This is a genomic window from Bacteroides sp. (assembly GCF_030151085.1).
GTDB lineage: Bacteria > Bacteroidota > Bacteroidia > Bacteroidales > Bacteroidaceae > Bacteroides.
Map to the genome: position 1 here is coordinate 1 of NZ_JASLER010000021.1, position 16911 is coordinate 16911.

The 16911-nt window shown below is 40.1% G+C and carries 13 protein-coding genes; 11 read left to right on the plus strand and 2 right to left on the minus strand.

What is annotated here, in order from left to right; translation table 11 throughout:
* A partial coding sequence (locus Q1W14_RS04115; RefSeq protein WP_300699514.1) for a hypothetical protein occupies positions 1 to 1082 on the minus strand: 1082 nt, incomplete at its 3' end.
* 291 nt (positions 1083 to 1373) lie between these two features.
* On the opposite strand from Q1W14_RS04115, the gene rbsK reads away from it, so the two are divergent.
* The 3 genes from rbsK (at position 1374) to Q1W14_RS04130 (ending at position 4435) form a co-directional block, all read left to right on the plus strand.
* Positions 1374 to 2282, plus strand: a complete 909-nt coding sequence (gene rbsK / locus Q1W14_RS04120) for a ribokinase (protein ID WP_300699516.1) — start codon at positions 1374 to 1376, stop codon at positions 2280 to 2282.
* A 22-nt stretch (positions 2283 to 2304) separates the two neighbouring features.
* Entirely contained in the window at positions 2305 to 3309 is a 1005-nt protein-coding gene (locus Q1W14_RS04125; protein ID WP_300699518.1) for a GRP family sugar transporter, read from the plus strand.
* Between the two features lie 79 nt (positions 3310 to 3388).
* Entirely contained in the window at positions 3389 to 4435 is a 1047-nt protein-coding gene (locus Q1W14_RS04130; protein ID WP_300699520.1) for a nucleoside hydrolase, read from the plus strand.
* Between the two features lie 151 nt (positions 4436 to 4586).
* On the opposite strand, the gene Q1W14_RS04135 is transcribed toward Q1W14_RS04130, so the two are convergent.
* Positions 4587 to 5309 (minus strand): helix-turn-helix domain-containing protein, encoded by a 723-nt coding sequence (locus Q1W14_RS04135; protein WP_300699521.1) that lies wholly within the window; start codon positions 5307 to 5309, stop codon positions 4587 to 4589.
* A gap of 426 nt (positions 5310 to 5735) precedes the next feature.
* On the opposite strand from Q1W14_RS04135, the gene Q1W14_RS04140 reads away from it, so the two are divergent.
* The 8 genes from Q1W14_RS04140 (at position 5736) to Q1W14_RS04175 (ending at position 16561) form a co-directional block, all read left to right on the plus strand.
* Complete coding sequence (locus Q1W14_RS04140; RefSeq protein ID WP_300699523.1) at positions 5736 to 6071, plus strand: hypothetical protein; 336 nt, start codon at positions 5736 to 5738, stop codon at positions 6069 to 6071.
* A 29-nt stretch (positions 6072 to 6100) separates the two neighbouring features.
* Positions 6101 to 6976, plus strand: a complete 876-nt coding sequence (locus Q1W14_RS04145) for a DUF4373 domain-containing protein (protein ID WP_300699525.1) — start codon at positions 6101 to 6103, stop codon at positions 6974 to 6976.
* A 199-nt stretch (positions 6977 to 7175) separates the two neighbouring features.
* A complete protein-coding gene (locus Q1W14_RS04150) occupies positions 7176 to 7655 on the plus strand; it encodes an HU family DNA-binding protein (protein WP_300699526.1) in 480 nt (159 codons plus the stop codon).
* A gap of 343 nt (positions 7656 to 7998) precedes the next feature.
* A complete protein-coding gene (locus tag Q1W14_RS04155) occupies positions 7999 to 8100 on the plus strand; it encodes a smalltalk protein (protein WP_300699527.1) in 102 nt (33 codons plus the stop codon).
* A 55-nt stretch (positions 8101 to 8155) separates the two neighbouring features.
* Positions 8156 to 11650, plus strand: a complete 3495-nt coding sequence (locus tag Q1W14_RS04160; RefSeq protein WP_300699528.1) for a hypothetical protein — start codon at positions 8156 to 8158, stop codon at positions 11648 to 11650.
* A gap of 15 nt (positions 11651 to 11665) precedes the next feature.
* Entirely contained in the window at positions 11666 to 14755 is a 3090-nt protein-coding gene (locus tag Q1W14_RS04165) for a DUF6443 domain-containing protein (protein WP_300699529.1), read from the plus strand.
* Between the two features lie 8 nt (positions 14756 to 14763).
* Positions 14764 to 15780, plus strand: a complete 1017-nt coding sequence (locus Q1W14_RS04170; RefSeq protein ID WP_300699531.1) for an Imm65 family immunity protein — start codon at positions 14764 to 14766, stop codon at positions 15778 to 15780.
* Positions 15781 to 16063: 283 nt separating this feature from the next.
* Positions 16064 to 16561 carry a hypothetical protein gene (locus Q1W14_RS04175; protein WP_300699533.1) on the plus strand — a complete coding sequence of 166 codons (498 nt, stop codon included), beginning with the start codon at positions 16064 to 16066 and terminating at the stop codon, positions 16559 to 16561.
* Positions 16562 to 16911 lie beyond the last annotated feature (350 nt).

A 16911-nucleotide genomic window follows, 5' to 3' on the forward strand; every position in this document is an offset into this window, starting at 1 on the left:
ATGTATAGCAACATAATGGCTTGTTGCTGGTCTTTCAGCAAGCCTGTCTTATCTATCAATGAGGCTTGGTTCTCTGTAATCCATTCATCCGCTTTCTTGAACTCTCCCCTGTCAATGAATGAAAACAGCCGATAGATGAAGATCACGTATGCCACATTCAGTTGGAAACTCGATGAGGATGTAGACAATCTTTCCAGTTTCTCAATGAAGTAATTCATACCCTCGTAATTGTGCATGATGCGCAGACTTTCGAGCATTCCCTCCACCGTCATCAGGTAATATACCGGCGGGTTATGCCATAAGTGGCTGTTTTCTTCAAACAATTTATTCAGTTCCACAAAAGCGTTGAAGGCTGCCTTGTAATCGCCCACCATGATGAAGTAGTTGGCTTGAAACAGCTGATGGTTCTTCTTTATCTCAAAGTTCTCCACTCTGGCACTTGCTACGATGCTGATTTCGCTTGTCACCAAGTCGTCCAGCATTTGCGTCTCTTCCTGCGAACGGGATACGCCTTTATTCATCATGCGGTGCTTTAGCAACTCGTGTAGTGAGGACTGTTCATTCAGCTGGCTGATACTCTTCAAAGTATTCTTCATCTGGTATTGCTTGTTCAGCAACTTCTTTTCGTCCAGCTCTCCGAAGTCCAGTGTCAATAAGTAATTCAACTCCAGTCGTTGCGCCATCAGCAGTGCAAAATGGTTCTCATAATAAATAGCTTTCTCCTTCACCTTCTTCAGCACATGCATGCACTCCGGATACATGGATTTCTCATACAGTACCCGTGCATGCAACAGCTCATTGAAAAGCATGTAATAACTATCCTGCTCCATCCGCAAGCGGGTCAGTATATCTATCAGCAAATCAAAAAGATATACCACTACCGTACTGAAAGAAGAAGTAGGACGCGCTTTCAGGAAACGGCGCTTCAATTCTTCCGGATCAGTGACCTTCTTCTCATCTATCAACTTGAAAAGAAAGATATAGTCTTTGTCTTCCTTATTGGAGGTGTATATGGAAAATTCCTTCTTTTCTTGCTTGGCAAGACTATTAACCAACTGGATCAGTGATTCGGACTTGAGCATAGTATGAGTGGATTAAACATTTTTACGTCAGCAAGATAGAGAAAATATCAGCAAGAACAAATCTTTTCAGCAGATAATTCCATTATTTACTTATTCTACAAGTATTAAAACGGGCAAGTATATTTATATATAAACTATCTTAACATCAACCGGTTAGTATGAACAATAATAAGATCCAATCAGTTTATAAGTATCAAATTCAATCTCTTTTGGTTTGCTAATGTGTTTTGCTTCGCATACATTTGGCTCAGAAAAGAAAACACTATTCCCAATAATTTAAATCTGATAAACATGAGTAAGAATATTATTGTAATTGGCAGTTGTAATACGGATATGGTAATCAAAGCCGACCGTCTTCCCATTCCGGGAGAAACCATACTGGGTGGCAGTTTTATGATGAATCCGGGTGGCAAAGGTGCCAATCAGGCTGTAGCAGCCGCCAGATTGAAAGGCAATGTATATTTTATAGCAAAAACAGGCAATGACTTGTTCGGCAAACGTTCGGTAGAACAATACGAGGACGAGGGCATACACGTGGGTAATATTTATTCTGACCCTGTACTGCCTTCCGGCGTTGCTTTGATTACGGTCGACGTGAATGGTGAAAACACCATTGTAGTAGCTTCCGGTGCCAACGCCTCACTAAGTCCCGAAGATGTACAGAAAGCACAATCCACCATCGAAAAAGGTGATATCTTGTTAATGCAGCTTGAGATACCTATTGAAACAGTGGAGTATGCCGCACAGCTGGCAAGCGAAAAAGGCATCAAAGTAATCTTGAATCCTGCACCTGCCCGTGCACTTTCGGATAAGTTACTGAAGAATCTCTATATGATTATCCCCAATGAAACAGAAGCTGAAATACTTTCCGGCATCAAAGTTACCGATTGGGAAAGTGCCCGTAAGGCAGCAGATATCATCAGCCACAAAGGAGTAGATATTGTTGTAATTACTATGGGTTCTAAAGGTGCCTTTATAAAAGAGGGCGATACGTACCATGAAGTGTCCGTACCTAAGGTGAAAGCCGTAGATACCACTGCTGCCGGGGATACCTTCTGTGGAGCTGTATGCGTAGCCTTGTCCGAGGATATGAATGTAGCCGATGCCGTGAAGTTCGCCAATAAATGCGCTTCTATCACCGTAACGCGCATGGGAGCACAGTCTTCCCTACCCTATCGTAAAGAGATAAACATTTTATAAATAACAACTTAAAACTAATGCTATGTTCATTGTCAACAGTTACACGCTCGCCGTTATCTTCTGCGTTATCACGATGTTCTGCTGGGGCTCGTGGGGAAATACACAGAAACTCGCCGGAAAGACCTGGCGTTACGAATTGTTCTATTGGGATTATGTAATAGGAATCCTTATCTTCTCACTCCTGATGGGCTTCACTTTGGGCAGCACCGGTGATGCCGGACGCGGTTTTGTAGAAGACTTAAAGCAAATCAGTGTAGAGAATTATGCCAGCGCTTTCATAGGCGGTATCATTTTCAATCTGGCCAATATCCTGCTATCAGCTTCTATCTCCATGGCAGGGCTAACGGTGGCTTTTCCACTAGGTGTCGGCATAGCATTGGTGCTGGGTGTTTTCGTCAATTACTTTGGCGATCCCAAAGGCAATGCGGCTATCCTGTTCAGTGGTGTGGCGCTCGTAGTGCTGGCTATTATATTCAATGCCATAGCTGCCGGAAAGATGAACAAGAAAGGAAACGACACCAATAAGAAAGGAATTATTATCGCTATTATAGCCGGTGTGCTGATGTCCTTCTTCTATCGGTTTGTAGCGTCTGCTATGGATCTGAATAACTTCGAGTCTCCCACTCCCACCATGGCTACTCCCTATTCGGCATTCTTTATATTCGCAACAGGTATCTTCGTAAGCAATTTCATCATTAACACCATCGTTATGAAGAAGCCTTTTGTAGGTACTCCGGTCAGCTATCGTGAGTATTTCCAAGGCAAGTTCAGCACGCACATGGTCGGAGTGCTTGGTGGAGTTATCTGGGGATTGGGTACAGCGCTAAGCTACATCGCTGCCGGAAAGGCAGGCGCCGCTATCTCGTATGCGCTGGGACAAGGTGCACCGATGATTGCCGCTTTGTGGGGTATCTTCATCTGGAAAGAGTTCAAAGGCTCTTCACGGACTGTAAATATCTTGCTGGCTTTTATGTTCATCCTGTTTATATCGGGGTTAGGAGCAATTATCATTTCCGGAGCTAACTAATTTTGCAATGTCGCCATTGCCAAGAAAAAACTATTTATCTTTGCCTCACAGAATTATTAATCCTAAAAAACACATGACTATGATGAAGGACAAACTCTATCTGTTAGGAATCGTACTATTAGTATTTTCGAGTTGCAACACCAAGAAACAGCAGGCAGAAGAAGCCGTTTCCACTACCCCGAAAATCATTTTAGAAACCGATATGGGTAATGACGTAGACGACGCTTTGGCACTGGACATGATTTATAAATACATGGATGCCGGACAAATCGACCTCTTAGGCATCATGACCAACAAGGACAGCAAGTATTCCGCCGAGTATCTGGACATCATGAACACTTGGTACGGATATCCTCAAATCCCCATCGGAATCGTGCGCAACGGAGCCGACTGTGAGGCAGATGCCATCAATTACGCCCAATGCACCTGCCTCCTGAAAAAGGAAAACGGAGAGCCCGCCTTTAAACGTTCGCTGAAGGATTATGAGCAATTGCCCGATGCACACTTGCTGTACCGTAAGTTGCTGGCGCAGCAACCTGATAGTTCCGTTACTGTAATCTCCATAGGATTCTCTACCAATCTTGCCCGCTTGCTCGATACTCCGGCTGACGATATATCTCCACTTACCGGGAAAGAGTTGGTTGGCAAGAAAGTAAAGTTACTCTGCACAATGGCGGGATGTTTTAACGACTCTAACTTTTACGAATACAATGTAGTAAAAGATATCCCCGCAGCAAAGAAAGTGTTTGGCGAATGGCCTACACCTTTAGTTACCTCTCCGTTTGAAGTCGGCATTGCCATCAACTATCCGGGTAGCAGTATCGAAAATGATTTCCAGTGGGCGACAATGCACCCGATGGTAGAAGCCTATAAGAGTTACCAGAAGATGCCATACGACCGCCCTACCTGGGACTTGACTTCTGTACTCTATTCAGTAGAAGGCCCTTCCTACTTCACCATTTCACCTGCCGGGAAAATAAATATAACCGATAAAGGTGCTTCAGAATTTACTCCCGATAATACAGGCAATCGCTTCTATATGACCGTAGATTCCATTCAGTCAGAGAATATAAAGAAGCATCTTGTAGAACTCATTACAAAGGAACCGGGTAACCGGGAAATATAAACGAGGTTTCAAAACAGAAAGAACACGAATTACACAAATTACGCAAATAGTAAATCAGGTAAATACTGATTGTCAAAAGCATAAGAATGCATTAATTGTGTAATTCGTGTAATTTGTGTTCTAATTCTCATTCCAACATCTCTTCTTCTCGTTACATCATCATGTTCTTGCGTATCGAAAACTTCACGATAGCCATCGCGTTGATTGATTGTAGTGGCAGATCCATAGGATCGTGGTGCACATTGTAGCTCACTAAGCGAATACAATCCGACTGTTCCGAACGGTTAACGTATTTCACTGCCAAATACTCGTCTCCACCACGTTCAAAGGAAATAAGATACATTTCACCATAAATCACATCCGTAAAACTACTGATAGACTTGAAGCCCACAATATCGCCCGATTTCAGAATGGGATACATACTGTCACCACTTACATAAACAGCCCCGTCGCAAAGCGGCACACTGGGTATCAAAATTTTTCCTACTGCATATTGAGGACGGTCTTCGAGCAGTGTCTTCAGATTAGCAGCAGCTGAAATGTCGTAGAGCGTCACACTACGGTCAGCCACCACTTCGGGCGACTTCGGATTATGTAAGATCTCCACTTCTCCCTCCACCAATTCACTCTTGCAAACCTTCATGTGCGACGTAGGGGTACCCTTGCCTGTAAGCAACCAATTGTAATCCACCTCTTTCAGTCGTCCCAGTACCAACGGGAAATCAATACTGTTGCGAGCAATCCAGTTGCTCAGGGTGGAGCGTGAAATACCTAAATAGGCAGCCAATTCGCTGTCAGTCTTATACTTCTTCACCTGTTTGGCACGCTTTACAATGTCTGCCGCACTAAATACTCGATCTTTATCATCTTCCATATTTTCTTTTTTTAGTTTGTGCTATTTCACATTTTGTTATCTTATTCATCTATACGCAATTATAAAAATTCACATAATTAATTTTTCAATTAACTTGTTTTATATTTAAAACAGACGTATATTTGTCGCAACAAAAATAGCGATATTGTTTTTAAAACACAACTAAAAGAACAAATAATTATGGAAAAGACACATTCTTCCAGACAGCGGGCAAGACTGCCTTGCAAAAAAGATACACATATTGAGTTACACCAACACCCTTATTGCTGGAAATATAGATACAGCATATTGGATATATAGATGCGACCGACTGGACATATAGATGCAATGTATGGGGCATATACTTCAAACAAACATTCTATACAAGCCCCTAAAAAGAATAACAAATAAAAAACGACCTAAGTATCACATTTAAACATATAAAACATGAAAAAGAATACAGAAAAAAACGTCCGCATCTGTGGATATTGTCACAAAGAACTTCCTATTGAAGCTTTTTACATCAGCAAACATACACACCACGCAGACAATTACTGCAAAGAATGCCGTAAAGCCATGACATCCAAGCAATATCAGGAGTGCAAATTCGTAGATATTTCACGCGACTACCCCGTTATTACGCAAATACCAGATCGGGAACGCCGCATGGTTCTTATCCTGAAAGCCTTGCAAACCGTAAACAAAAGTATTGCCCGCAAGCGGCAAAGAATGCTGAATGAATCATGCAGGCAGGACAAAGCCGCCAAGGAACAAGCTGACTAACAACTATTAACCCATAAACACAAACCATTATGTCCAGAATAAAGAAACGGGGATTGGATTACTTCCCCCTGAACACCGATTTTATACAAAACCGCATCGTGCGCCGCATCATGAAACGTAACGGCGACGGTGCCCTTGCTACATTGCTAGCCGCCCTTTCCTGCATCTATGCCGACGAAGGTTACTACGTGCGTGCCGACGAACTTTTCTACGAAGATCTCTCAGCCGGTTTGTACGACACCACCATCGACAAGGTGAAATCCATCCTTGCCCAGGCTATGGATTACGGATTCTTCGATATCGTCCTCTTCCGCGAGTATGGCATACTTACTTCCGCCGAAATTCAGCGCCAGTACCTTTTCAGCACCAAGCGCCGGAAGGCTTCAGCTATCGACCCTCGCTTCTGCTTGATAGATGATCCGCAAACTGATGCCGAAAACGATACTGATGCCGAAAACGAAGCCAATGAAGACCACTCATCCGAAAGTGAAAGTGCAACATTAAAGCCCCAAAATGTAACATCCGGTACACATAGCATAGCACAACATAGCATAGAAAAGCATAGCATAGCACAGGAAAGCAAAGCAAACTCCCTCCTCAATAGTTCCCCCCAAACCGGGGGAACTGAGGGCGCAGATGGAACATCTACGGAGGAGGATTCTTTGTACAATAAAAAAATAGCTACCATGCAGCCTCCGCAGGACGGGCAGGAACACAACTTGGACGGCTTAATCTTTAACCTCCGCCAGTTTCGGATTTCCCCGCAGGAACAGTACGCTATCATCCTCAAAAGCAATTTCGGCGTAATCGGGCATCCTATGTGGAAAGGCTTCTATGCGCTGCGGGAAAGTCATGGCAAAATACGTCAGCCAGGACGGTATCTGCTAAGTTTGTGCAACAAATGATGCAGGAAAAGGATTGTAATATAGCGTTATCGGGCTATGTATTAATCAGTCACATATTGTGAATATTCATAATAATTTCATGAAGAAAAGCGACGATTATTATTTGTATATGCAGAAAAGGAACCTTATCTTTGTAATGTCATTAAGCTTAATACACAAAACAAAATTATTTTATTAATCAAACTAAAACAAAACTATCATGCCAGTAATTTACAAAGGATTGCAATCATCTATTGCAACCAAAGAAGGGAAAAAACTATTTTATCCCCGCGTCGTAATGACGGGAAATGTGAACACGAAAAAAATTGCGGAAGAAATCGCCGAACTATCCTCCCTCTCACCGGGCGACACCAAGAATGTCCTCGACAACCTGGTAACCGTGATGACCCGGCACTTACAAGCGTCCGAAAGCGTAACAATTGATGACTTCGGCACCTTCCACCTTAGTATGAAGTCCACCGGTAAAGGTGTGGAAAGTATGGACAAAGTGTCCGCCACACAAGCCAACCTGATGGTACGCTTCCTACCGGCCTCCACCCGTAATCTGGACAGAACCGTAGCCACACGTTTGATGGTGACAGGAGTGAAGTGCGTGCGCTTCGATCTCCAATCGGCCGAGAATGCAGGCGGCGGGAATACAGGCGGTGCAGGTGATGAAAACGATAATCCGCTAGGATAACACGACAACAAGGAAACACGCAAAAGCTAAACACACAAAAGTAAACACACACAAAACTAACTCTTCGTAAGTCGGTACCTTCAGGCGCCAAAGGTCCGTCTTGCGTCGATTTAGCTTAAACAGCCTGAAAGCTGAACAGAGACTATATCAAATTTCATTCATTAAAACTTAAAACACAATGAAAATCATCAATTACACCGTGGTGCACTGTAGTGCCACGCAGGAGGATCATATCCCTACTCTTTCAGACATAGAGATCGAACACTGCCATCGAAAGTTCAACGGTATTGGTCATTACTATTTCATCAATCACTAAGCTATTAACAATAAAACATCAACAATTATGACAAATAAAAAAGCAACTTGGGATCTTATCCTGAAAATAATCATAGCAGTTATATCGGCAATAGCCGGAGTAATAGGGGGCAATGCAATGCCACTATAAAGAGACATAAACAAAAATTAGACTTTGAAAATAAAACAATTAAAAATAGATTATTATGAAAAGATATATCTTATGGATTATGATATTGTTCTGCTCATTGGAAGTATATTCGCAACAAGAATCCATACAAAGAGTAAATATAAAATCGCCCGAAGTGGCAGCATTCCAGAGAATAGGAGAGATACCCGTTAATCTTTATACGGGTATTCCACAAATTTCGTTTCCTATTTATGAAGTGAGAAGTGGTGATTTGAAATTACCGATAACTCTAGATTACCATGCATCAGCCATACTTGTAAATCAAGAATCTTCCTGGGTAGGACTTAATTGGCTTTTAAATGCAGGTGGAGTTATTACTACGCGTACAACAAAACCTAATGCAGGCGGATTTAAAAATGATTGGGACTTTCTTTATAATAGACTATCACTCCAAAGTGTGAGTAATGATGATCTAGGGCAAACTTACAAAATGGACGGTTGTCATGAAATGAGTTGGAGAGGTAAGTATGGATTTAATCGCTTTAAATGCCTATTATCTCCGACTAATACAGATATTTCATTTGATATATATAGCCGTGTTTTGGATAATTATGAAGGTGAAGCACAATCATATTCTGCAAATTTTATGGGTTATAGTTTTGAATTCATATACCACCCCTTACAAGAACGGTTCATTATTACCGGAAAGGATCAAAAGTTTAAGATTGAAGGGAATGCTGCTTCTATTAATAAGATAATCGATGCAAATGGCATTGAATATACTTTTGGAAAAATAGAGGTCAACGCACCTGAAGCATATACAACGGCCCCCTATACCAAAAGAAGTACCTCCTTTTATCTTACACAGATTAAGCACCCTAGTGGAAAGACAATAAATCTTAGTTACAAAGAATATGATTCCATACGTCTTTTACCGGAAGTTTTAGAATCATGGTATTTGAATTATACAAACGAACCAAACTATTTTGTAAACAAGCGTTTGTCTGATCTAGTTAAAATTAATAACTGCTATTTATATGAGATTAAATCAGATGATGCTACGGTACGTTTTAATGTTGGTACCCGAACTGATTTAAAAGGTGGACGTAAGTTAGACAATATCGAAATTGTGGATAAATCGGAAAAATTACTGAAACGTTTTTCTTTTACCTATGATTATATACAGGGTAATGATGTGGGTGGAAACCGACTTTATGAATATTATAAAGAACACAACCAACTAACGTCTTACAGTTCATTATATTCAAATACAGAAATAAATAGCCGCTTGAGCCTGTGTTCTTTCAACGAGGAAACAAAAAATGACAAAGGCGTGATCGTGAAGAATCCTCCACACAAATTTTCGTACAACAGTGGGCTACCAGGTAAATCCTCTTCCGCTCGAGACTATTGGGGTAACTATAATGGGAAATCTAATCAGACACTATTAGCTAAACGTTCTAATTCAGGAGAAAGCCAATATAATAACTTTCCAGAGCCCCCGCTCAACACAGTGCCCTCTGCTGATCGAAAGTTCAATCCTTCAACAATAAATGCCGGATTACTATCCAGTATTATTTATCCTACAGGAGGAAACACTAGTTTTAGCTATGAGCCTCACTCGTTTACCAATTATCTATATTTAAATGTAAACCAGAGCACTTCACAACAATCTTTATCTCTTTACGCAATGACCAGTAATACAAACTCTACAATTCCAGCAGAAAACACAAAGCCTATAGATTTTACAACAACTGAAGATATGGAAGTTGAAGTAAAAGTTTCCTGGAAGAATCCAACTGTATTACCTTGGAAAGACATGCTAGGTAGCCCGGCACTATTGTTTGTATATAAAGCAACAATTACACCTAACGGTCCGGTTGAAAGTAATTATCCTTATAAGACTTGGCCTCTTACTCCTCCCGATACGCTTAAAGCTAATGGTATGTTTGTGACAAGTGTGGAGAGATTTTTGCTTCCTGCAGGGAAGTATCAACTCAGACCTACCATATCTTCTCCTCAAATAACTCCTTATCCAGATTTTCCGGGTGATAAAAGAGTCGAAATGTGGATCAAGAAAACAAGTGCAACTGTTTCAAACGGTGCAGGTATCAGGGTAAAAGAAATTCAGCAAACTGATAATAACGGCAATACAATGACTACTCAATATGACTATTCAGATGAAAGTGGCATAACTTCCGGACTACTAATGTCCCCTTTACATTTTGCCCGAAAAAAACTTCAAGTATATCAGCAAGATGTGAAACCCGACCAATCACATCCTATTTATGCTCAACTGAAAGAATACTGGATTGTTAGCTCCGAAAACATGGCAATGCCCAAAGGAGTACCTGTTGGATATAGCCGGGTCTCCGTAAAACGAAGTAATAGTGGAAAGACTGTTTATGAATACTGGAACATAAAAAATAGTACTAATTATTCTTTTGACTATTGCCCACCTTTAAATGACCCTCGCAATGGTAGTCTAATAAAAGAAACAACATATAATTCTTCTAACACATTACAGAAAGAGATAAGTAACACATACACTGTGCTTCAGAAAGAACACCATCATATTAATGCAATCATTGACGATATTTATTATGGTCCTGGAGAGTGCGGAGGTGATAGAGGAAATATATATGCAACGCTGTGTAATGGAGGTCGTGTGCTGATGTGTATTTATCCTTCATCCAGATTCTGGATTGAACGTACCAAACAGGTAGTGAAAGAGTATAAGGATAATGGTGTCGTAACCACAGAACATGCATATACTTACAACCCTTGGAATTTATCATTATCAACGGTAAAAACCACCATTGATTCTAATTGGAGTGAAACAACGCATATGCTTTATCCACAGAGTTATAATACCTTGGGCAACACTTACCCCAATACATTGGTAAACAAGCATATTTTAAATGCACCAACAGAGATCGTAAAGGTTGTAAACCGTGGAGCTAGTTCATTCGTGGTTTCAGGCGAATTGAATCGATACAATGACTATGGTCAATTGATATCTCATTCGAAGCTCAAACTGGACAAGCCATTGCCAATTAGTAATTTCAAATTCTCTAATAAGAGCTTGGGGCAGATCGGAACCGATACACTTAATCGCACGGGATATTCTCCTTCTACCGATTATATTGTTGACGCCTCATGTAGTTATACATCAAATGGTAATCTTGTTGATGTAACAGAGAAACAAACTTTGACCACAGTTTACTTGTGGAGTTACAACAAACAATATATTATAGCAGAGATAGCTAACACAACATATGCAAATGTAAAAACTGCACTCGGGTATCCTTTGGATACTCAAATAGCTGCTTTAGAAGCGGAGGCTAATCCGGATGTTGCTGAAATAAGAAGGAAATTAGATGTTTATTATAAAGGTTCGTCTTCCCAAGTAACTACTTACACCTATTATCCATTAGTGGGAATATCCACAAAGACAGATCCCAACGGTAATGTAACAAACTATAACTACGATGCTTTTGGGCGTTTTCAAAGTGTGACTGACAGTGGAAAGAAGATCATTCAGAGTTACCAATACAATTATAAGAATTAATAATACCAGAGAGTTATGAAAAAAAATATATATTGCTTGATTGTTTTGCTGATACTTACTGTTCAGGCAACTGCACAAGTATCTACGAAGAATTATACTTGCACCAGTACAATGCTGGATAGCGATGGAAAAAAACATGTAGACGATATTGTCTACTATGATGGATTGGGACGTCCCTACCAGAAACTGCAGAAAGCCGTTGAAAATAATGATGTGAAGAGCCGTCTTACTACTTTACAGGAATATGATGCTTGGGGGCGCGAGGCTAATGCTTGGTTACCAATAGTACCTTCTGCAGACTATATAGAACCATCTTCATTTAAAAGCAGTGCACCGGGATTTTATGGTAATGACTCTAGCCCCTATAGTCGTCCGGTATACGAGGCATCACCTCTAAATCGTGTATTAGAACAATATGGACCTGGGTACAGCTGGGCTACCCATCCTGTAAAAACAACCTATTTATCAAATACACTTGTATCGCCGTTTCATTGCATTAGATATACTATAAGCGGGAGTTCGTTGGTTATCAATGAAGAATATCCTGCCGGGGAACTCACCGTCATCTGTACAAAAGATGAAGATGGACTAACTACCTACACTTTTATCGACAAGAAAAGACAGACGTTACTTATCCGTAAAATGAATAATAATGATGCCTATGATACTTACTATGTCTATGACGATTTGGAGCGCTTGCGCTATGTGTTACCTCCAGCTATAAAAGGGAATGTTTCCACTACTAACCTTGAATTGTATGCTTACCGTTACGAATATGATAATCTGGGGCGCTGTTCAAAGAAATGGCTCCCAGGAGCCAAGAGTACAGAGTACATTGAGTATGTGTATGATGTAGCTGACCGCATCAGTTTTATGCAAGATGGCAAACAACGCGCTGCTGGTAATAATAAATGGATTTACTATCAGTATGACAACCTAAATAGGCTGACACTGCAAGGCGAGTGTACAAATAAGGTGACAACCTCCAACGTAACAGTACATATACGCAACTTCTACGATACTTATACCGCCTTCCGTACTGCCATAGGCAATAATAGTAATTATCCTGATGACACCTCGGGCTATAGTAAAGGCAATCTGACGGGAAGTATTATCAGTGTTTTGGGTGGCAGTACCCCCATCTGGCGTGCACACTATTACGATATCAGAAGCCGTGTCACCAAAACTATTGAAAACAACCTACTCGGTGGTATTGAGATAACCTCTACCGTATATTCCTTTACTAACAAGCCGACAACTGTGACACATACACATACTGCAAGTGGGAAAGCCACACAGACGGAAGTCTATACCTATACTTACGACCAAGCCGACCGGGTGAGCAAAGTAGAACATACGCTAAATGGCACTAAGGTGACTTTGGCTGACAATACCTATGATAATCTAGGGCGCCTATCCAGTAAATCCCTGCACGGATCGGCTACAAATAAATTGACGTATACCTACAACATACGTAGTTGGCTGACAGGAATTACCGGTACAAACTTCACCCAAAACTTGTACTACACAGACGGTGTCAATGCCACCAAGTGCTACAACGGTAATATCAGCAGTATGACCTGGAAAGGTAGTGATAACGTAGTCCGTGGTTACAAGTATGCCTACGATGGTCTGAGCCGACTGACAAATGCCGCTTATGGCGAGACAGCCGCCATCAATACCAACCTTGACCGTTTCACGGAAAAGGTATCCGGTTATGACAAGAACGGGAACATAACCGCTCTGCAGCGTTATGGGCAAACCACAGCATCAGCCTACGGATTGATTGATAACCTGACTTTCACCCTGAACGGCAATCAGTTGAACCGTGTGGATGACGCTGTAGCCACTTCTGCATACAACAATGGTTTCGAGTTCAAAGATGCTGTGAAGCAAGCCGGAGAATATGCATACGATGCTAACGGAAATTTAACGAAAGATTTGAATAAAGGTATTAGTTCTATTCAATATAATATCTTAAATTTGCCAAGTAGCATTACGTTCACTGATGGCAGTATCACTTACCTTTACAGTGCCGATGGTACAAAACTACGTACTATCCACAAGACAGGCAGTGTAAGTACTACCACAGACTATTGCGGCAATGTGATCTATGAGAATGATACACCCAAACAATTGCTAACAGAAGAGGGTTATGTATCTTTGAGTGATAAGAAGTATCACTATTACTTGAAGGATCATCAGGGAAATAACCGCGTACTCACTTCCCTGGATGCAACAGGAAAAAACTGGATTGCCGAAGAGACAAACCATTACTACCCATTCGGAGGAGTATATGCAAATAGTACTAATATACAACCTCACAAGTATAACGGCAAAGAACTGGATGCGAAGAAAGGACTGAATTGGTATGATTATGGGGCGAGACATTATGATGCGGCGATAGGACGTTGGCATGTAGTAGATCCTTCGGCAGAAAAGTATTTTCAATATTCGCCATATGGATATTGTAAGAACAATCCTGTTCTAAGAATAGATATTGACGGAAAAGATGATTATACTGTGAATACAAAAGGATGGGTATATCCGGTTAGGGCTACAAAAGACAACTATGATAGGGTCTATTATCATAATGGTGAGAAAAAGCCTAAACAACCTTCTGGTGAGTTTATTACTATCACAGATCGTAAGTTCTTGCCGGGCATGTATCAAAGTCAGAAGGGTGTAGGAAGAGCTCGCACTTATAGTGCAACTACCAACCTTAGCGATGCAGCTAATTTTTTCAAGTTTGCAGTAGACAACGGTGATGTTGAATGGAAACTAGACGCCTATGAGAATGGAGATAATGCAACTTTCGTTGTTGCATCAAACCATAAGGAATCTACAGTAGATAACGGAGATGATTCAAAAAGGTACACAAATACGCAAGGTTCTAAAACAGTGGATATCCATTCTCATCCAAGTGCTGAAAGTAAAGGTGCATCAGACCAAGATAGAAAAATTATATCGGCAAAGAACAATGCAGTCTATCTAAAGCGAAATGGAACCTTACATACATACAGTTCAAGCAATAGTAGTATAAACACTATTACAATCAGAACCGCAGAGGATTTACAAAAGTTTATTCAAGATAAGTTGAAATAATAAATGACATGAGATACTGTATTTTGATAATATTATTTTTCTCTTTGTCAGGCTGTCAGCCTGACAAAGAGTCTCCCGCATACTCTACTGCTTTGCAACAGATTAGGGATATGATAGACAAAGGTGACTTCAGTTCAAAATATGTCATACTCGAAGAGATGATATCTGGTACTATTGGATCTATTTACAGAATAAGTCCTCAAAATTCGCCTATAGTAGAATGGAGTTTAGAAAGACCTAAGAAAGTAACAAAATACAAAGGCAAGTTTATATGTTATGCAAATCTCAAAACCCAGACTGAATTATCTTATAAAGAGTTAGTGGCATTGACCGATTTTGAGAATGACACAGATTCTACTAGTTATGATGTAGATAAAGATATCTGGCTTCTGGGCGTCTCAAAAAATGGAAAGAAACATACTTTAGTTGACTATAAAGATGCCGATGCTCGTGCTTTCGATCTTTATCCTTTTGTCTTTCCGAAATTATGGGAATACATGTTCAAAGACTGTAATGAGACGAACCCTCCCCGATTTGTATTAGGAGGGTACAGCTTAGATGTAGATGATGCTGATAAGTCAAAAGATTCTTTAAAGAAGCACCTTGAAGCTATCAGAGGGAATATATACTTCCCAAATTCTGATGATGAGTATTTTACGGAATCAAAAAAAGAGAAGAATAAACCCTTCTTTGCTGTTCTAAATGGGAAAGATACTTTAAAACTTGTTATGGAAGAGACAATCTATCAACACCTGTATTTTGAGAGTACACCTAGCCCTTCTTTCTTCGAAGCATTGCCTGAAGATGAAACTTGGAATAGATTATATAACCTGATGCGGGATTCTACCTTCTATTTTCAATACGAAGCAGGAAAGTATGAGAAATATCCTCTCTTTTATAGCAACTATGACCAGTACTTTATAGTTAGGGACAAGTCTCGAAATTGTTACTCAATCCCTTTGGAAGGAGTTATTGAAGATATAATGAATTTTGAAAGTTATGAAAAATGGAGGAATGCTGAATAATGTTATGGCGTTCATACCCAAGTACTAAAAATAAAGGCACATCTGATGAGGATAGAAAAAGAATAACAGAAAAAATAATGCGGTCTATTTAAAACTGAATGGAACAATATATATGATTCTACTAGTGTCCCACTAAAATTGGGACACTAGTGTTCTGACATAACAAGCAGCAATCCTCCTATATTTGATGATTATATGGCACATACTGGAAATAACAGCAAGTATGACTTTATGGTCTTCTGAAAGTGCCTAATAAAAATGCGGAATAAAATATTTAAATGATATGAGAAAATTGTTTTTCCTTATTACAGTCCTAATTGTGTCATACGTTGTATATTGGGTATTCTTCAGAACTATAGAAAGTGTATATTATGTTCCGGAAGCGAAAGTGTATTTGAGGATGAAGACAAAATCTTTTAATAATCATGGATACGTATATTTTGGAAGAGACAGTATTACCGTTCTGGATTCGACAGATTATGTAAAGGTACATGAAGCATGTGACTCTGAGATTCTCAGTATATATTATAATCCACATAATGACACAGTATATCTAACATCCTATACTGGAATAATCGATATAAAACAGACTCATTTCATACTTGCGGAAAGAAAGAAATTTGATAAGACATTTCTAACGCCAGTGAAAACTTCTCCTGGAAGTTACAAGCTAAATCATGGATATGTACATATAGAAATATACAATTTTGGAGGTGATCTCTTTGTTGCTGACGATACATCACATTTAAAGAAAGTACTTCCTGCTAATATTGCGCATTAGGATATAACTTCTGTTGGAGCGGATGAAAAACATCCGCTGTTTTTCTCAATATTAGAATCTTTGATTCGATAAACTAAATGATGGGGATGTGTCAAAACTGGTATATCCTCTTCTAAATATTAGAATCTCCTCCGCCAAAAGCGAGGCTGTCTCAAAATAGTATTTTGAGTTCAACCTCGCTTTTTATACGTTTTTGTGACATATCTATCTATATTCCCGCCATACAACGGACTCATACTTTAATGTCACAAAATCATAAAACTCTTCTCAAATCATCCTCTACTTTTGCAATCAAGTTTTCAATAGTTACTATGAAAATCTCATAGGTAAAAAGAGATTCTTAAAGCAGG